Genomic DNA, 19,568 nt, shown 5'->3' with positions numbered 1-19,568 from the left:
ATGAACAACGCCGGCACAGCCCATTTCAACATTCCCAACCTGCTTTTCGACAACCGCACGCCGCATGCGGCCAGCCAGTTCGACATGATTGACCAGTTTGGCGCAGCCTTCCACGTGGTGGTGGCGCGCATGGGCTACACGCTTGCTCCCTGCGGCGCGGACGGCCTGGCCAGCCTGCTGCCCATGGCACGGCCATCGCCGCTGGCCACGGAAGACCGGCACCTGGATGGCGACACGCAGGCGGGCACCGTGCAGGAGAGCGACTTCGCGCCCTACAAGCCGCGTTGCGACGTGATCGTCAATGGCGTGGCGCACGCACCGCGCGGGCAAGCGATGCCGCAATTTCTCGTCAACCTGAAGGTGCAGTCGGAAAAGAAAACCCTGATCGGCAAGACTCTGCAAGTGAGTGGCGAACGCGCTTTCCGCAAGAAAGCCGTCCTCACGCGCCTGGCGCAGGGCTGCATCCGCATCGGCACCGTGGGCTGGCTGCGGCCCAACCCCTGGCACCTGTCGGCGCCAGAACCATTCCAGCAATTGCCGCTGCACTATGCTTACGCATATGGCGGGCAATGCCGCATCGAGGCCGATGACTGCAACGCGGCGGCGCATGACTCTTGCCAGGCCAATCCGCTGGGGCGGGGCTTTGCGCGCCACTGGTACCTCGATGCGCAGCATATCAATGAGGTGCCCGCTCCCCGCATCACGCAGCCGTCGCAGCCGTGCACGGCCGACCAGTTCTGGCAAGGCGCGGGCGGCAAGGAGCTGCCGGCACCGACGGGGCTGGCAGCTATCGGCCGTGGCTGGCTGCCGCGCCGCGCGCTGGCGGGTCACATCGCAATCAAGGACAAATGGGATGCCGATGAAGTCCCCACATTGCCGGAAGACTTCGATTTTGCCTACTGGAACAGCACGCCGCCCGACCAGCAATGCCCCTACCTGGCGGGACTGGAACAAGTCACCTTGACCAATCTGTGCCGCCACGACCATCCGTCGGCCCGCATCGACCCGCGCGGCAACACCGTGCTGCGCTTCGCCCTGCCGCGACAAGTGCTGTGCCTGCTGCTGGCGGACAGGAACGACCAGTTGCTCGTCTGGCGCCTGGCCATCGATACGGTGCTGGTCGACCCCGAGGCGGCCAGCGTGGAACTGGTCTGGCGCGCCATCGTGCCGGCCGACGCGGGCCAGGTCGCGTCGCGCCTGCTGCACGTGATGGAGCCGGCGCAGATCGCCCGCATCGAACTGCTGGAGCAGGCGCAGGAAGCGCTAAGCGAAGCCACCGGGCAAGGCAAGAAACCATGACGAATGAAACCGTCACCAAGTCGGCGCGTTTCTATTGCGTCAGCCTCAGCCCCGATATTTGCAAGACGCCCGTCGGCTCCAGCACGCCCCCCATTCCCTACAGCATCACCGGCGAATTTGCGGATACGCAGAACGCTTCGCCCAACGTCAAGTCGCACAGCGAGCCCGTCATCCTGCACCAGCGCAGCATCATTCCCATCGTCAAGGGCGACGCGGCCGGCAAGGCGGGCGGCGTCAAGAGCGGCACCGTCGGCAAGCAGGTCGACACCAAGGTCGCCAGCAGCATCCACCGCGCCAACGGCGCCTACCTGGTGCAGATGGGGCGCGAAGTATGGATGAATTCGCGCAATACCGTGGGCAAGATTTATGAGCGGGGTGGGGAGGCGGCCAAGCCCGTGCTCAAGGAACTGAAGGCGGCGATACGGGAAGCGGCACACGATTACAAGGAGCATGGATCGAAGAAAATGCATGGCGCCGCCGAAGATCTGGTAGACGTGGGCGGCACCGTCCTGACAGGCAGCGCCGTGCTGGGCGTCGCCGGAGTGGGCGTTGCGGCAACGGGGGTCGGCGCCCCCGCTGCTGCCGCGATGGAAGCGGGCGCGGCAGCGGGCGCTGTGGCCGGCACGGCGACCGTTGCGACAGGCACGGCCATGGATGCATCGTCCACGGTGCTCGACCAGGCGGCCGACTACATATTGACAGGCAAGACCCCCGATTTACTCAATACGGCCGCAGACATCGTCACGAATGCTGCAGGCACAGTATTGCAAACGGCGGTGTTCAGCAAGGTTCCGGGCGGGAAAATACTGAGCAAGTTCCTCGGCAAAAAGGCGGCGCCGACCATCGACAAGGTCAAGGAAAAGCTGGTCGGGAAAAAGCCGGACAAGCCACCGCCAAAACTCGACAAACCGCCCCCAAAAAACGGCGGCGACGACGGCAAGAGCCGTGGCAGGAAGGAGCCGAAATCGGAGCCGCCGTCCGACTGCTGCCCCAAGGATAGCGGCCCCGCGAAAAAACCCGTCAAGGGCCGCAAGCCCGTGCATTTCGGCACGGGCCAGGAAATCCTGTACCAGACGGATTTCGCGCTCGAACGCAGCATCCCCATCGCCTGGACGCGCTGTTACCGCTCCGGTGCCGAATGCGAAGACTGGGGCTTGCTGGGCGCGCGCTGGTCCACGCCCTACACCACCAGCCTGTCGCTATGCGATGCCGGCATCGTCTACCACGACGACAGCGGCCGCGCCCTGCGCCTGCCTGGCCTGGAACCGGGTCAGCAACACGACAGCCGCAAGGAAGGTTTTACGCTCACGCGCGACAGTGCCGACAGCTTCAGCCTGCTGTGGCGCGATGGCAGCGTCGACCGCTTTGCGCGCGCGGAAGGCGGCTGGCTGCCGCACGGCTACGACGGCGTCAACGCCATGCTGGTCCCGTCCGCTCCCGTCGCCACGCAACGCTTTGCACTCGTGCGTAGCGAGGGACGCGATGGGCGCGGCATCAGCATCGACCGCTTGATCGATGCCAAGCCGGGCGACGTGCTGCTGCGCCTGCGCAGCGACGATGGCGGCGTGCTCGAAGCCATGCGCGGGGAAGCAGAAAAGGCCATCCACATCGGCAGCATCGACGAGATATTGCCCGACGGCGGCCGCCTCTGCCACGTACGCTACGAATACGCAGCCGAAACAAACGAGACGCAGCCGCCCTTCCCGCCCCGCCACAACCTGGTCAGCCAGTCGAATGCGCTGGGCGACACGCGCCGCTACAGCTATCGCCACCACCTGCTCACGTCGTGCGGCAGCTACACGGGTTTTACGTACGAGCTGGAATGGATCAGCCTGGACGCGCTGCGCGCCCGCTGGAGCGGATCGCCGCTGAGCGAGCAGGAGCTGCCGCAGCACCATCCCGTGACCCTGGCCAACAGCTACCAGGCGCGCGCCATCGCCACGCGGGCGTGCGATGGCAGCGAGCACACGCGCATCGATTACGTGGACAACGACACCAGCCGCGTCACTGAAAACGGCGGTGTCCTCGAGTACACCTTCGACGCCAACTGGCTGGTCACCGAAGTGCGCCGCGTGCTCGACGGCAAGGCTGCTTCGCTGGGCCGGCGCGAGTGGGACCGCGATGGCATGCTGCTGGCCGATATCGACGCCAACGGCGCCGCCACGCGCTATGCCTACGATGCGGCCGGCAACCTGACCCGCAGCACCGATGCCAAAGGACACAGCAACAGCATCGACTACGACAGTCAGAACCAGCCCGTCGCCTTCACGGATGCGCTGGGCAACACCACACGCCGCGACTACGATGCTGCAGGCCGCCCCGTCAGCATCACGGACGCCTTGGGCCACGTCACGCGCTACCGCTACGACCCGCGCGGCCAGCTGGTGGAACTGATCGACGCCAGGGGCGGCAGCAAACATTTCCAGTACAACCGTCATGGCTGGCTCACCAGCTACACGGATTGCTCCGGCCACACCAGCAAATTCGCCTACGATGCGCTGGGCCGGCTGGAAGCGGCCCGCGATGCGCTCGGCCATGCCACCCGCTACGAATATGACGCGCTGGGCCGCCTGATCCGCCTCACGGCGCCCGATCAGATCCGGGAGCAATATGCCTACGATGGGGACGGCAATCTGGTCTTGCACGTCGATGCGGCCGGTCAGCAGACACGCTACCGCTACAACGGCCAGGGCTTGCCCGTGGAGCGCACGGACGCCATCGGCCAGACCTTGCAGTATCGCTACGATGCTGCGCTGCAACTGACAGAATTGATCAACGCCAAGGGCGAAAGCTACCAACTCGCATATCACGCGGAAGGCTGGCTGTCGTCGGAAACGGGCTTCGACGGCAAGCGCACGCACTACAGCTATGATCCTGCCGGCAACCTCACTGCCACCGAGTGCGGCAGCCAGCGCACGCAGTTGCTGCGCGACGCGCTCGGTTTGTTGCAAGTCAAGACCACGGCGGACGGTGCGCTGCGCTACGCCTACGATGCGCTGGGCCGCCTGACGGCCGTCTCCGCGCCACAAGCCGAACAGCGTTTCTTCCATGATGCGCTGGGCCAACTGATCGAAGAACGCAGCGCCTGCTTTTTGCAAACGCTGCCCGAAGCGGCCAGGCTGCCGAATACCCCGCGCGCGCCGGACGCCAGCTTTGTCATGACGCACTCTTATGACGAACTGGGCAACCGTATCCAGACCGTCCTGCCGAATGGACGCCGCGTCGACACCCTGCGCTACGGCTCCGGCCACTGGCACGGCGTGCTGTGGCATGGCAAGACCGTGGTCGATGTCGAACGCGACAAACTGCACCGCGAAAAGCAGCGGCAGCTGGGCACCAGCGGCTTGCTCGCCACGCGCCAGTACGACCCGCAATCGCGCCTCACCCGGCTGACCCTGGCACGCGGCGCCGACGCGCCCGTCCCCGTGCGCGAGCGATACTTTGACTACGATGCGCAGGGCAACTTGCGCACCATCTCGCAGACGGGCATTACGGCCGCCGGCCCGCTCGGCAAACTGCGCTACGCCTATGACCCCGTCGGGCAATTGCTGTCCGCCGTGCAACCCGGCCTGGCCGAACACTTCGCCTTCGACCCGGCAGGCAATCTGGTCGACACTGCGCCCGCCTCCGGCAACGTACTGAAACGCTACGGCAATTCCGAATACGACTACGACGAACAAGGCAATGCCACCGCCAAGCGCTTCCATCCGCCGGGCAGGGAGTCGAGCTGGAGCGACCTGGAGCTTGAATACGACGCCGAAAACCGCCTCAGCCATGCCACCCGAACGGAACGCCAATCGCGCCACCGCGCCCGCTACTTTTATGACGCCTTCAGCCGCCGCATCGCCAAACGCGTCGAGGAAGCACACTGGGGCAAGCAGCAAGACATCACCAAAGACCAGCCCGCCCACTGGGGTAGCAGCACCACCTTCTTCGTCTGGGATGGCGACACGCTGGCGCAGGAACTTGGGCGCGACGAGACGGTCACATACCTGTACGAGCCGGACAGCTTCGTGCCGCTGGCCAGGATCGGTTCGCCAGCCTGTCGCCAGGCAAGCGCCGTCCACCTGCCGCGCATCGCGCAATGGGATTTACCTGCCTCCCGGCACGACACCGAACTCCAGGCAGCCATTACGCAAGAACAGGCGGACACCGAAGCGCAGCATGTATCGGTATGGCAGCGTACCCAGGCGTTAGCCGACGGCGCGGCAGCACACGACCGCATCACCCACTACCACTGCGACCACCTGGGCACGCCGCGCGAGTTGACGGATGCGCAAGGGAACCTGGTCTGGAGCGGGCGCTACAAGGCCTGGGGACGCTTGCTTTATGTGGAAGGGGAAATCGAGCAGCCGCTGCGGTTTCAGGGGCAGTATGAGGATCAAGAGACTGGACTGTTTTACAACCGGTATCGCTATTACGAACCTGAAACTTCAAGATATCTCAGTCAGGATCCAGTGGGACTCTCTGGCGGGGTTAATTTGTATACCTACGCCCCTAATCCCACGATGTGGATTGATCCACTCGGACTACAAAAAAAATGTAATCCCTGTTGTATCGGTGGCCGGTTCTCCAGTGCTGACGGAGCTGCCCGAGCAGCGTTAACTCGCTACAATTCAAAGTCAATTCGAGACAATCTTGAGTATGGTGGGCTAATTTACAAAGGTAAAAATGGAAAATACGATTTCACAAAAGCGACGCGAGGCGATCTTGATGGAGTAGATCCCTGGAGTGGAAAAAAAATTTCCAAGAATTGTGAAGAAACAGGATATTGGCATACGCACGGAAATTATTCAAAAAGAGATGGAACACCGACAACAAAAGAAAATGATTACTTCAACAGCAACGATTTTTCCCCAGCAGATAAAAATGCAGCAAAATTGAGCGGCCAAGGAAAAACAGAGTATCGAGGATACGTAGGCACTCCAAGTGGCGTATTCAAAGGATATAATTCGAAGAGTGGAATCACCTATACGCTATGAGAAAAATCATATCTTGTTTTTTTGCACTTAACCTAGAATTTATCAACCAGCAAAGTATTTCAAAAAATTTTCCCGATCAAAATACGAATGTGAAAAAATATATGTCCAACACAGAAAACTCAGAAGAAAAAATTTCCGGAAAAAAATTTGAAATATTACTTATAGCTTTTTATGAATTCAAAAAAATGCAAAAAAATATTTCCGATTTCGAAATCTACATCCAAGACAACAACGAAGATGTTGAAATAACCTTCGTACCAAATTTCTCACCAGGAGAAAAAATACTAGGTGGAAAAACATCTTTAGGAAGATCCATCACCTATACCATTTCAAAAAAAACAAAAGAAATTATCAAGTCAAATTATCATAGATGACATCAATAAGATTCTTAACTGTTTGACTTGGTTTTCAAGCTGAACCATACTTCGCATTGACTGCCTTAAGACAGGCCATTCAGCGACACAATCAGCACATCAGATCCAAATACGACATCCACGCATGCCCTCTCCCTCCTCCCCCTACATCGGCCGCTTCGCCCCCTCCCCCTCCGGCCCTCTGCACATGGGCTCGCTCGTTGCCGCCATGGCCAGTTATCTCGATGCGAAGGTGCATCGGGGCACGTGGCTGCTGCGCATCGAGGACCTGGACTATGACCGCAATGTCGAGGGCGCCGATCTCGGCATCCTGGCCAGCCTGCAGCGCTGCGGCATGTACTGGGATGGCGAGGCGACGTGGCAGAGCAAGCGCTTGCCGCTGTACGAGGCGGCGCTGAAACAGTTGCAGGATGATGGCCTCGTGTATGCGTGCGGCTGTTCGCGCAAGGAGATCCAGGATTCGGTGCTGCAGGCGGGCGGACCCAAGGGTGGGGCCGCCGTGTATCCGGGCACCTGCCGTCATGGACTGGCACCGGGCAAGGCGGCGCGGGCCTTGCGGCTGCGGGTACCGCAGGGGGCCGATGCGGTGTACGCGTTTGCCGACCGCTGGGCGGGTCCGCAGCGGCAGGATCTGGCCAGTGAAGTGGGCGACTTCATCGTGCTGCGCGGCGATGGCTACTGGGCGTACCAGCTGGCCGTGGTGGTCGACGATGGCGCGCAGGGCATCACGCAGGTGGTGCGCGGCGCGGACTTGCTCGATTCCACGCCGCGCCAACTGTATCTGCAGGACGTGCTGGGCTTGCCGCATCCCGGCTTCCTGCACGTGCCCGTCGTCACGAACGACAGCGGCGAAAAACTGTCCAAGCAGACGGGCGCCCTCGCCTTCGATACGGCAAGCAATGCTGCCGACCTTCTGGCGTCGGCGCTGCAGCCGGCCGCCCGCTTCCTGGGACTCGACGTGCGCGCCGACAAGGTGGAAGATTTCTGGCAGCAAGCCATTCCCGCCTGGGCACAGCGGCTGGCACAACTTCCCGAGCGGGCATAAAAAAACCCGCCGCGGCGAACCGGGCGGGTTGCAATGCAGGCGCCAGCACATGGCCGGCGCCTGAAGTCTGGCAATTAGAAGTTGCCTTTAAATTGCACCCCAAACTGACGTGGCTCATTGATGAAGCCCGTGCGGTTGTTGAAGTCGATGGCGCCCGTGATACGCTGGGTGTCGGTGATGTTGCGGCCAAAAGCGGCCACTTCATACTTGCCGGCATCCCAAGTGTAGCCTACGCGCAAGCCGCCTTCGACCATCGGCTTGCCGGTGAACTCGGTTGCTTCATACAGGAAGAAGTTGATCTTGCTGCGGTAAGCCCAGTCCGTGAAGACGAAGAATTCGCCGTTTTCCATCGGGATCGAATAACGGCCCGTGGCGGTGATCGTCCACTTCGGCGCTTGCGGCAATGGATTGCCGTCGATGATGGCACGGTTGCCGGTGGTCAGCGAATCGGTCACGGTGCAACGCGTTTGGGCGCAGGTGGCGATCGACAGGCTCGGGTCCTTGATTTCCGTGAAGTTGTAGCTGCCGCCCAGGGACATCTTCAGGCTAGGCGTGACAAAACCTTCCAGTTCCAGCTCGGCGCCACGGCCATTCGTCTTGGCTGCATTGATCAGGCGCGTCACGTTCGAAGTGCCGCCAACGACCGTCAATTGCTGGTTCTTCACCTGGTAGTTGTACAGGCTGAAGGCAACGCGGGCGCGGCGCTCGAACAGGTCGGCCTTGATGCCCGCTTCGAACGAGGTGATCGTTTCAGCATCGGCCACGGTGACAGGCACGCTGGTGCTGGCCGGGGCGATACTTGGCGCGCGGAAACCGGTAGCGACACGGCCGTAGAAGTTCACGTCCTTGTTGTATTTATAGGTACCGCTCAAGTCCCAGTTGACCTTGGCTTTGCTGACATCGGCGCTGGTCGGGTTGACCTGCACGATGTTGGTCGCTTCCACCGTGTTGAAATCCTTCTTGTCCTTGGTGTAGCGCAAGCCGGCGCGCAGCATGAAGTCATCGCTGACGGCGTAGTTGACGGAACCAAACGTTGCCCAGGCCGAGTTCTTCTGGCGGCTGGCCAGGTGCGTGGTCAGCACATGCGTGTCGGTATTGAAGTTGTCGGTGAAACCGTTGGCATCTTCGTTGAAGTAGTACACGCCTGCCTGCCAGTTGAGGGGACCGGCATTCTTCGATTCGGCGCGGAATTCTTGGGAGTATTGTTTCACGCTGGTGATGCCGCCAGCCGTTTCAACCTGGAAAGGAATGAAGCCTGGGCCCGTCGGCGTGCCGCCGTCGATATCGCCATGCGACACGTAATTGCCGACCTGTTCAAAGCCCGTGATCGAGTACAGTTTAATACCGTCCAGGTCCCAGCTCAGGCGGGCGCTGGCGCCGTTGGTGCGCAGGCGCTGGAAGTTCGGCGCATTCGTGAACGACTTGTTCGGGTCGAAACCGTCGACGATGTCGTTCGTGCCCTGCTTGATCATGTTGGCGTAGAAGACGCGCGCGCTGCCCGTGGTGTTGCGCTGGTGCACATTGAACAGGGCATTGAAGGTGGTGTTCGGTGCGTACATCAGTTGCACCCGCTCGGCGTGTTCGTTGTAGCCGTCCAGCGCGTTTTTCTGGCCGGTAAAGGTGTTGTCGACGTAATCGTCGCGGTGCTGGCGCAGGGTCGAGAAGCGCAGCGCCCATTCTTTGCTCAGCGGCACGTTGACGGCGCCGTCGAAGTTGGTCGTGTTGTGCGTGGCGGCGGAAACGTTGTAGTAGCCTTCAACCTTGTCCAGGTTCGGCTTCACGGATTCGAACTTGACCACGCCGGCAGGCGTATTGCGGCCGAACAAGGTGCCTTGCGGGCCGCGCAACACTTCCACGCCAGCCACGTCGAAAATCGGATAGCCCTTGAGGATCGGATTTTCTTGCACGACATCGTCGTAAATCAGGGAAACAGGTTGCGATGCAAAAATGTTGAAGTCGGTATTGCCGTAGCCGCGGATGTAGAAGCGGGGGAAGGTGCGGCCATTCGACGATTCCACGTTCAGGCTCGGCACTTTGCCGGCCAGCACGCGAATGTCTTGTCCGCTGGACACCAGCACGTCGAGCTTCTCGTCGCGCAGCAGCGACACGGAGACGGGCACGTCGCGGATATTTTCCTTGCGGCGCTGCGCCGTCACGGTCACGGTTTCCAGCTGGCTGGCGGCAGGGGTCGTATCAGCAGCGACTTCATCAGCATAAGCCGAGCCGATAGGCAAGGCAGCGGACAGTGCCAGCATAGCAGCGCTTTTGGCGCACAAACGCTTGTGCATCTTGGACATCTTGATCATGTTGTTTCCCAGAAGTTTAAAAAAGAATTGCGAAACCTGTCTCCGGGTTATGTACGGCGCTGGATGATCGTCTGCACCATCACGGTGCAGCAGCGCGAGCGGATGTTTCTCCGCCCATGGCGTCACTGGCTCTGCCCTGGCTGTCGTCCACGCCGACAGCGGTCTGGCCGCATCTCTGGGATGTCTGATGAACACCAACTTTTGAGTAAGGCGCCAATTTAATTCAAGCGCCTTATGCGCTGCAAGAATATTGTTATGTAAAATATTCATTCATCAACATAATGCGCTGACTAGTGGTTATTCAGCCACAATAGCGCCCTTGTCTTGCTATTTCCTTGCTATTTCCCCCGATCACTTGCCGCCTGGCGCGATTTTTTCGCCAACCCTGAGAAAGTGGAAACGGCGTCCTGCAAGACAGCCCAGAGCGTATAAATAGTTGTAATATCGCCAGAATTGAGTTGCCAGGCCGCCCCATTCCGGTGCGGCGGGGCCCCCTGCACCATCGTCCATCACCTCCATGCCAGAACCCAGCCAGCCCAGCAACGCCGCCCCGTCCTCCACCGTCGCCGCCCAGGCGGCGCATTTACTGCTGAGCGCCCATTGCGACATCGTCTGGAGCACGAAAACCTTCGGCCAGTTCGATGCCGACCAGCCATCCTGGCGCGCCTTCACAGGCCAGACCGAGGCCGAACTGCTGGGTCGCGGCTGGGTCAATGCCCTGCATCCCGACGACCGCAACTTGCCTTACGTCATGCCGTCGCACCTGACCAGCGTGTTCGAAGCGGAATACCGGCTGCGCCACATCAGCGGCGCCTACCGCAACATGCTCGTGCGCATGCTGCCTGTGCTGGCGCCCGACGGCAGCATCGTTGAATGGCTGGGCTCGCATTGCGACGTGACGCAGCAACGGCAGACGGAACAGCGGCTGCGCCTGGCCATGCAGGGCGGTCGCATGGGCACGTGGGAAATCGACCTGGGCAGCGGCAGCATGGCCGCCTCCGATGCCTTCAAGGCCAACCTGGGCCTGCCGCCTGCCAGCCACATCGATTACGCGCAACTGACGGGCGCCATGCTCGACGGCGACCTGCAGCATTGGCAGGCGGTGGTGCACGCCGCCATCGCCAGCGCCAGCGATTTCGAAATCGACATCCGCGTGCGCTGGCCCGATGGATCGCTGCACTGGGCGCACATGCGCGGCACCTGCGCCAGCGATGGCGCCGGCAATGTAATCGCCCTGTCCGGCATCTCGCTCGACCTGACGACCAGCAAGCAGAACGAGGAAACCCTGCGCCTGACCCTGGCGGCCGGCGAAGTGGCCACCTGGAACTGGGACATCGTGGCCGACCGGGTCACGGCCGACAGCAATTTGGCACGCTTGTTCCCCGTCAATGCCGATGCGGCGACGGCGGCGCCGCTGGCGCGCTACCTGGACATCATCCATCCCGATGACCGCGAGCAAGTCAGCGCGCAGATTGCCCAGGCGCTGCACGCACACGCGCCGTTCGAGGCCAGCTACCGCGTCGCTGCCGGCGATGGCCAGTACCGCTCGGTCATCGCGCGGGGCCGCGCGGAATACGCCCCCGATGGCACGCCCTTGCAATTTCCCGGCGTCCTGCTCGACATCACGCGCCAGAAACAGGTGGAAGATGCGCTGCGCCGCAGCGAGGAACGCTACCGCACCCTGATCGAGCTGATGGACCAGGCCTTTTGCGTCATCGAAATGCTGTACGACGAACAAGGCCGCCCTGTCGACTTCCGCTACCTGGAAGGCAACGCCGCCTTCGTCAAGCAATCGGGACTGGACAATGCCATCGGCAAGACCATCCGCAGCTTCGTGCCCGACCACGACCAGCACTGGTTCGACCTGTACGAGCAGGTCGTCAAGACGGGCGAACCCGTGCGCTACGAAAACGAAGCCGTGGCCATGGAACGCTGGTTCGAAGTCTTCGCCGCGCGCCTGGGCGGCCCCGGCAGCCGCCTGCTGACGGTGCTGTTCAGCGACATCAGCGAGCGCAAGCGTTCTGAGCAGCAATTGCGCCAGCTGGCCGACAACCTGTCCGAAATGGACCGGCGCAAGACGGAATTCCTTGCCACCCTGGCGCACGAACTGCGCAACCCGCTGGCCCCCATCCGCAACGGCTTGCAGATCATGCGCCTGGCCGCCGACAAGCCCGCCACCGTGGCGAGAGTGCGCGACGTGATGGAGCGGCAAGTCAATCAGATGGTGCATCTGGTCAACGACTTGCTGGACGTGGCCCGCATCACGCGGGGCCAGATCGAACTCAAGCTGGAACGCGCGGACTTGAAAACCATCATCGCGGGCGCCGTGGAAACGAGCATGCCGCTGATCGAAGCGGGCCGCCACCAGTTGCAGGTGCAACTTGCTGAAGAGCCGCTGCCGCTTGAGGCCGACCCCACGCGCCTGGCGCAAGTACTGGGCAATTTGCTCAACAATGCCGCCAAGTACACACCTGCCGGCGGTCATATCAGCTTGCGCGCCTTACGCGATGGCAACGAGGCATTGATTGAAGTCAAAGACAGCGGCGTCGGCATTCCCGCCGAATCGATCACGACCGTGTTTGATATGTTTACACAGGTGGGGCAGAACATGGGCAGGGCTCAGGGCGGCCTGGGCATCGGCCTGTCGCTGGTGCGGCGCCTGGCCGAGCTGCATGGCGGCAGCGCCACGGCGGCCAGTCCAGGCGCCGGCCTGGGCAGCACCTTCAGCGTGCGCCTGCCACTGCTGGAGGAGGAAGCGAAGGCGCCTGCCGTACTGGCTGCGCCTGCCAACACCACCGGCGGCCCGCACTTCCGCGTGCTGGTGGTCGACGACAATGTCGATGCGGCCGATACCCTCGCCGCCGTGCTCGACATGATGGGCCATGCCGCGCAAGTGGCCCACGATGGCGCGCAAGCCCTGGCCTTGGTGCCGCAATTCCTGCCAGACGTTATATTCCTCGATATCGGCCTGCCCGGCATGAGCGGCTATGAAGTGGCACGCACGCTGCGCCGGATACCGGCCGGCGCCAACGTCGTGCTCGTGGCATTGACGGGCTGGGGCGCCGAAAACGACCGCAGTCAATCGAGCGCGGCCGGCTTCGACCACCATTTGACCAAACCGGCCAACCTGCTCGCCATCGGCGAACTGCTGGCCGCCCTTTCCACTCCCAACACTCCCACAAACCATGACTGAATCCCTGAACCACGTCCGCCGCAACCTCCTGCTGGCCGGCGGCGCCGCCCTGCTGTGCCCGGCACCGCTGCTGTTTGCCGCGCCCGCCACCAGCATCGCCGCAGCACAGACACAACTGGCCGCGCTGGAACAGGCCGCCGGCGGACGCCTCGGCGTTGCCGCCTGGCGCCAGGGCAGCGACCTGCGCGTTGCCTATCGCGCCGACGAACGATTTCCCCTGGCCAGCACCTTCAAGGCGATGCTGGCGGCCGCCGTGCTGGCCCGCAGCGTCAGCCAGCCGGGCTTGCAGGACCAGCACGTGCGTTACGAGAAAAAAGACCTGGTCACCTACTCGCCCATCACGGAAAAGCATCTGGCCGACGGCATGAACGTGGCCGATCTGTGCGCCGCCACCTTGCAGTACAGCGACAATAGCGCGGCCAATTTCTTGATGACATTATTAGGCGGGCCGCAAGCCGTGACGGCGTTTGCGCGCAGCATCGGCAATACGGTGTTCCAGCTGGAGCGTTGGGAAACGGAATTGAATAGCGCCATCCCCGGCGAAGTGCGCGACACGGCCAGCCCCGCGTCGATGGCGCACAGCTTGCAGCAATTGTTATTGGGAAATAGCTTGCCAGCGCCGCAGCGCCAGCAACTGGACGCCTGGATGCGCGGCAACACGACAGGCGACAAACGCATCCGCGCCGGCGTACCGGCCGGCTGGCAGGTGGCCGACAAGACGGGCTCGGGCGCGTATGGCAGCGTCAACGATATCGGCGTGGCCTACCCGGCCAGCGGCGCGCCGCTGGTGATCGCCGTGTACTACACGCGCGAACAGAAAAAAGCGGACACGAATCAGGACATCATCACGGCCGCCACGCGGATCGTGACGGCCGCGTTGGTCTGATTATTTCGGTAGCGCAGCCATGAAGCCCGCATACGTGGACCAGGCAGGGTCGGCCGCGCTACGGATTTCAATCGGGAACTTTGGACGCGGCGCCAGCGCCGTGTTCAGGCGATTGAAGAATTCTTCGCCCGACTGCGTGTAATAAATCCATTCGCGCAGATTTTCACCCGTCGATACGAGGGCCAGGGTGGCGAAGCCGTCTTCTTCCACCACGGGCGCCAGCGCCGCTTCCAGCTCTTCCATGTGCTCGCGCTCGTTCGGTGCGGGCATGCCCGTCTCGTCCTCGTAACGCCAGGCGATGATGATGCGGTCCGGCTGGGACGACAGGTCCCAGTCGTCATGGAAGGCGTCGACATAGCGGTAGATGATGGCCATCTCGTCGCTATGCGTGACGATGGTGCCCCAACTGCGGGCGGAAGTGGAATTTTCGTTCATGGTTGCAACAGTCAAAAAGTGAAATCGGGCAAAGGGCGAGCAGTCTACAGCACTGGCGGGCAAGTCACATTCCACGCGTCATACTGGGCACCGCTCTTGCGCAGCCAGACGCGGGCGTAGCTGTCGCGGTCGCTCTTGAACACCAGCGCATAGCGCTCTTCGGCACGCGGTGCGGCCGTGCCCACGTCGACAGCTGCCAGCGCAAACTTCAGCGCCCGCAACGGGGCGCAGGCCGTATTACCTGCCATCAATAATCGCGCCCGCTCCAGCAGCGGCTTCTGGTACAACAACACGCCTTCCAGTTCCACATCGGGGACGCGCTGCAGCATGCGCACGGGTTCGGCCACCGCGCGGCAGGCGCCACGGTCGAGCCAGGCGTAATACTCCATGCCCGCCTCTTGCCAGCGCGCCTGCTTGCCCTCGCCGTGCAGCACGAACTTGGTGCGCTGCGTACGGCACAGCGCGCCATGTCCACGATACGGCGACGTTTCCACGCTGCCCACCACTTCGCTGCCACGTCCCCCCACCACGGGCACGCTCTCGAACACGGTGCGTGCAGCCGGCTCGTCCGGATATTGCTGCGCATAAAATTCCAGCAAGGACGCGCGCTGCTGCGCATCCACCGCCACCGCCTCGGCGGCACTGGCAGAGAGGCACATGGCCGACACTACACACAGCGCCAAGGGGCGCACGAAATATCCTGGCATGGCATTCCTTCAATCTGAGTCCAGGGCGGGTATCGCCCAAGCGCAGATTATATAGTTACCGGGAAATGGCAGGCGGACGCGGCGTCAGGAGGTGCGCAAGGTGGCGCCGCCAGCGAGCAACTTGGCGCCACAGGTGGTGGTATCGCCTTCGAAGGCGATGGCAATGCCGTTGATGCTGTGCCGGGACGAGCCGCTGGCAATCTTGCAGCCCTGATGTCCCTTGATGGGGCAGCTGCACAAATCCCCGACGCAGGCGACAGGAATCCCGTTGACCGTACAATGCGTGGCGGCACAACTGAGCACCTTGCCGCCATGCGACGTGGCGTCGCCCAAACGGATGACTTTGCGCATGCTGCCTCCCGAATTATTGCCCCGCCTGGCTTTCCAGGATGGCTTCCACCGATGGCGCCGCGTAGTTGGCCGGATCGACGGCCGGCGTGACGCGGCTGCGGAAGATATCGCCATTGGCATCCTGCTGCCGGCGTTTGGTGTCCGATGGCGGCGTGATGAAGATGATGCTCGCTTCATTATTGTCGCGCAGATTGATCGCCGCACTGGCGCCGCCATCGCGATAGCTGCCCATCACGCCAATGGCCATCTGCATGAACCAGGTCGCCGCACCGGTATTGCCCAGGCGATGGTCGGTATTGATGAACTGCGCGCTCTTGCTGCTGTCGATTTCCGGTCCACCCTGTGACGCGTAGTCGTGCAGCATGCTTTCCAACATCAGTAACTGCTCGGGCTGGTTTCCCGTCCCTGCCACGATGCGCGCCGCCCCCTTGCCGCGCTCTGCTTCCGGCAAGGTCTGCAGCGCCTGCTGCCAGCCTGCATTGAACATCTTCTGGCGCTGGTCACGCCGCGTGACGGGCTTGCCCTCTTCATCCGCAAATTTGACAAACACGGGCCGATGCACGAAACCGAACGAGGGCAAACGGTCAAAGGTTTCCATCTGTTCCCGGTTCCACGGAATGGGAAACCAAGGCGTCGGTTTCCAGTCACGCGGGGGACGATTTTCCCAGGGGTTGAGTTTGTCGAAAGTATGCAAGCCCGCCCCGCGGATATCGGGCCGCTGGGCGAAGGCGGCAGCAGCGTCGAGCCATTCGGCGACGGTGGGTTGACGAGACATGCTAAAACTGGACCATATTGATTTGACTGGCCTGGCCAATGAACTCTTCAAATCGTAATACATGGCCTTGAATTGCCCCTGTACAAACTTATTCTCGGGATCCTCCCATACGTAAGGACGCAAAGGATCTATTCTTTCGCGGCGCGCCAACACAAACACGGCGGTGGTATCGGGCATCTCGGGGACGTAATAGCCATCCTTTAGTTTCATTGCATCACCCGGCTTGCGACCTCCATCGCGCGTACCCAAACTATCTTCGGAATGTACAACAACATAAGGCAGCTCTGGATGTTGGTCGAAAAATTCAAAGACTTCAATCAACAAGCGATCCGGTCTCTCATCCAGTTTCCAAGGTCCTATGGAAAATAAATGTGCCGGCAGACCAATTGTCGATGCACCTGCTACCAGTCCGGCCATCGGCTCGTACAAACTGGGCTGCTCATCAGGATCAAGAATGGGAGAACCAGCATAAAACGATGGCAAGCCCCAATACATGGGCGTGAAATTAACGCCGTTTTCCAATGCGTCGCAGGCTCGGCCTCCCCCTTGCCCATCCTTATCCATCCCTTTCCACGGATACTTCGTCGGATCCTGCTCACGTATGCTGGTATAAGCACTTCCCTTTTGTAAGGATTCCCACAATTTACCCTGCCGATATTTATCCAACGTCACGCCAAATCCGATCACTTCCAGCACATACTCTCGTCCTAATTCCAAAGGCAGCTTTTTCTGTTGCGCCTGCAACTGTGACGCAATTTCACGTGCCTGACTCTTAGATGCGGCGCCTAGCCATAACCAGCCAGCAAATAGAATTACAACAACTATCGATATCCCCAACCAACGAAGCATCATCATAGTTCTCACCTTTTGAGTCAGCAATTCCGAAGGAAGCACAGTCAGTTCAAATCATCTGTTATCGATGCGTCTTGGACACGCTACTTATCTTTTTTTCGGCCACTATTTTCATATTTTTTGTTTGCGATACGACAATCTTCCATAAAGCGCCCGACAGTAATGGAAGTCCTGCAGGCAAACTTCCGCTGTTGTAATAGCCAATATTCCCTTCAATAATTGATTGCCGCCATGCTGGCTCAACATCCAGATAAGAAGAATACAAAGCACGAAATCGATGCATTAATAGTATTCCGTCTCTCGGTTGCTCACCTTTCTTCAGAATCTTCACTCGCCAATCCGCCACCGCACACAGATATGCATAAAACTGCGGATCTGACGACGCCTTGCCACTGCCTATGGCCACGTCATACGCCGTCACCTGGCTGTGATTCTTCGCGCTGCCGATGATGGAACTATGGAAGGATCTTGGACTCACCTCACGTTGCCAGCGCAAGCGTGACTCATTCGGGCTTTCCTGAATCTGTGCCACGACCTTGCTGTCTGGGTAGCGTTTCGCGGAAACAACTTCGCGTTGATCCCGCTTGTCTTTCACGTGCAGTCCTTTTTCCTTGTTGTAGCTTGCCGTCATCAATGCCAACTCTCGTTGACTGAGATATTCTTCCCTTTCGGGAAACTTTTGATAACCTCCCGGGTCAGGACGATATTCGCTGCGTATCTGCATGCCGCTTCCGCTGGTCGGTGCTACCGACGCATCGCAGGGATCGACTTCTTCCACAGGTCCCTGATCTTCAGGTTTACGGTTTCGCATCATGGACGTTGTGGGAATATTGGCGGGATCAATTTGCGAGGTGCCACGCAAGTCGGCCGGTACCGGTTGTTTCAACGCTTCGCCAGTGATGGTGCGTACGCCATTGCGCTGTTCCGCCTTGCTCAACCTGGTATTGACAGGCCACGCCACCGCCTTGTGTAGCGCACGATGACTACGCAAGGAAACCTCCACATGGGACTGTTCGCTTTCTGTCGCGAGCCTTAGTGGAAAATCAAAAGGCGGCGGTCTCCCAACCAACGACACCGTGGTCTTTCCCGTAGCCGGATCCAGTCTGGTCTTGTTGCTGAATACCCGCTGATAAAACCTGCCGCCCAGTTCCGCCAGCGCGCCGCGTACCTGCTTGTGCTCCACCATCTTGGTATGCCCGGAGGAGATACTGTACCCATCAAGACTGGATGTCTCCTCTTCTTCTATCAATTCACTTCCCGAGGCATAATCGGGCACGCCATCCCATCCTATGCCCTGGATATTATCCAGCGCCACCGTCATATCTTCAGGGCAAAAATACAGATAGACCTTGCGGCGATTGTCGCGGTCCTCTGCACTCTGCCAGCGGCCGCCGACCATGCCGCGATGTTCGTCTTTCTTCAGGTCGGCAAACGGCGGCATGCAGGGCTGACCGTTACCCTTCGCCACCCCGGCAACTATATTCACCAAGGTCTTCAGACGCGCACCCAGCGTCTGCGCACCACTGAGCAAATGGTAATAGGGCTTCATCGCCGCATCCTCACCGCCATCGAACCAGGCAGCGCCTCGCATCAACAGAGGCAGGCTGTCCACCAGGCTGTACGGCGGATGCGTGAGTATCAAATTATCGGCTGGCGCCAGTCCCTTCTCCATCAACATGGCTTGCGCCAGCAGCGACAGCAGGCAACCCTGGCTATGCGCAACGATGCTGACGGTATCATCCGCATCGTAATCGCGAATCATGGCAATGAGCGCGGCCAGCCGCTGGGCCGCCAGCACCATGTACATGCGTCCAGGCGCCGTCCTCAGTGGCCGCAAGGCATCCCCCATGGGATCGGCTGGCGCATAGATTCCCGGACGCCACATATCGGGCAAATTACTGGTGGCGTTGCCGAAGGGACCTCCTTCCTTGGACAGGTCCTTGTCGAGGCGGTTACCGTAACGGTCGACAAACTGGCCGTTGACGATACTCGTCTTACCTTCGACTTCACGGTAGCCCCAGTAAAACGGAATCACGGGGCTATCGGTGTCCTTGGCTATCGTGCGCTTGAAGAATACGGCGTCGGGATCGTCTTCCAGCCTGTCCTTGTCCGCCGCCACGGGCATGCGGTAAGAAGCTGGCGTAAAGCCGCGCCCCAGCCTTTGCGTCAAGCCTTCGCACAAGCCATGTTCCACCGCCTTGTAGCTGACGCCCACATCGTTGACGCCATGGATGACGATGACATTTCCCGGCAGGTTGCGGCGTATCTTGACCTTTTTGCACACGCTGCGTTCGCAATGCAGGATCGCCACGTCCTCACCCACGACGTACGGTACTTTCGGATAGCTGCCCATCGCACTCTCC

Annotated in this window: 12 protein-coding genes; 6 read left to right on the top strand and 6 right to left on the bottom strand. The window is 60.7% G+C overall.

All coding sequences use genetic code 11. The features are described 5' to 3' along the window. From IGS58_RS18600 to gluQRS, 4 genes are all read left to right on the top strand, one after another. Window positions 1–1,299 (top strand): DUF2169 family type VI secretion system accessory protein, encoded by a 1,299-nt coding sequence (locus IGS58_RS18600; RefSeq protein ID WP_230522349.1) that lies wholly within the window; start codon window positions 1–3, stop codon window positions 1,297–1,299. Next, window positions 1,296–6,281 (top strand): RHS repeat-associated core domain-containing protein, encoded by a 4,986-nt coding sequence (locus IGS58_RS18595; protein ID WP_230522348.1) that lies wholly within the window; start codon window positions 1,296–1,298, stop codon window positions 6,279–6,281. The genes IGS58_RS18600 and IGS58_RS18595 overlap by 4 nt, the downstream gene beginning before the upstream one ends. A gap of 101 nt (window positions 6,282–6,382) precedes the next feature. Next, on the top strand, window positions 6,383–6,655 hold the full coding sequence (locus tag IGS58_RS18590; RefSeq protein ID WP_230522347.1) for a hypothetical protein: 273 nt from the start codon (window positions 6,383–6,385) through the stop codon (window positions 6,653–6,655). Window positions 6,656–6,779: 124 nt separating this feature from the next. Further along, window positions 6,780–7,700, top strand: coding sequence for a tRNA glutamyl-Q(34) synthetase GluQRS (gene gluQRS, locus IGS58_RS18585; protein WP_230522346.1), 921 nt, complete (start codon window positions 6,780–6,782; stop codon window positions 7,698–7,700). 74 nt (window positions 7,701–7,774) lie between these two features. On the opposite strand, the gene IGS58_RS18580 is transcribed toward gluQRS, so the two are convergent. Then, the gene (locus IGS58_RS18580; protein WP_099395280.1) at window positions 7,775–10,006 is read right to left on the bottom strand and encodes a TonB-dependent receptor; all 2,232 of its coding nucleotides are present in this window, start codon (window positions 10,004–10,006) and stop codon (window positions 7,775–7,777) included. A gap of 517 nt (window positions 10,007–10,523) precedes the next feature. Here IGS58_RS18580 and IGS58_RS18575 point away from each other — a divergent pair. Both IGS58_RS18575 and bla read left to right on the top strand, forming a co-directional pair. Beyond that, the gene (locus tag IGS58_RS18575; RefSeq protein ID WP_230522345.1) at window positions 10,524–13,199 is read left to right on the top strand and encodes a hybrid sensor histidine kinase/response regulator; all 2,676 of its coding nucleotides are present in this window, start codon (window positions 10,524–10,526) and stop codon (window positions 13,197–13,199) included. After that, on the top strand, window positions 13,192–14,085 hold the full coding sequence (gene bla, locus IGS58_RS18570) for a class A beta-lactamase (RefSeq protein WP_230522344.1): 894 nt from the start codon (window positions 13,192–13,194) through the stop codon (window positions 14,083–14,085). Before IGS58_RS18575 ends, bla begins: the two co-directional genes overlap by 8 nt. On the opposite strand, the gene IGS58_RS18565 is transcribed toward bla, so the two are convergent. The 5 genes from IGS58_RS18565 to IGS58_RS18545 form a co-directional block, all read right to left on the bottom strand. Then, a complete protein-coding gene (locus tag IGS58_RS18565; RefSeq protein WP_051992096.1) occupies window positions 14,086–14,520 on the bottom strand; it encodes a DUF695 domain-containing protein in 435 nt (144 codons plus the stop codon). A 44-nt stretch (window positions 14,521–14,564) separates the two neighbouring features. After that, complete coding sequence (locus IGS58_RS18560) at window positions 14,565–15,227, bottom strand: hypothetical protein (RefSeq protein WP_230522343.1); 663 nt, start codon at window positions 15,225–15,227, stop codon at window positions 14,565–14,567. A gap of 84 nt (window positions 15,228–15,311) precedes the next feature. Further along, window positions 15,312–15,578: a PAAR domain-containing protein gene (locus tag IGS58_RS18555; protein WP_070257239.1), complete on the bottom strand. Its 267-nt coding sequence runs from the start codon at window positions 15,576–15,578 to the stop codon at window positions 15,312–15,314. A gap of 13 nt (window positions 15,579–15,591) precedes the next feature. After that, the gene (locus tag IGS58_RS18550; RefSeq protein ID WP_230522342.1) at window positions 15,592–17,208 is read right to left on the bottom strand and encodes a type VI lipase adapter Tla3 domain-containing protein; all 1,617 of its coding nucleotides are present in this window, start codon (window positions 17,206–17,208) and stop codon (window positions 15,592–15,594) included. A gap of 58 nt (window positions 17,209–17,266) precedes the next feature. After that, window positions 17,267–19,558 (bottom strand): T6SS effector phospholipase Tle3 domain-containing protein, encoded by a 2,292-nt coding sequence (locus IGS58_RS18545; RefSeq protein ID WP_230522341.1) that lies wholly within the window; start codon window positions 19,556–19,558, stop codon window positions 17,267–17,269. Window positions 19,559–19,568: the final 10 nt, after the last annotated feature.

This window comes from Janthinobacterium sp. EB271-G4-7A (genome assembly GCF_020858075.1).
Classification (GTDB): Bacteria; Pseudomonadota; Gammaproteobacteria; order Burkholderiales; family Burkholderiaceae_D; genus Janthinobacterium; species Janthinobacterium lividum.
This window is presented reverse-complemented; position numbering and strand designations above follow the sequence as displayed.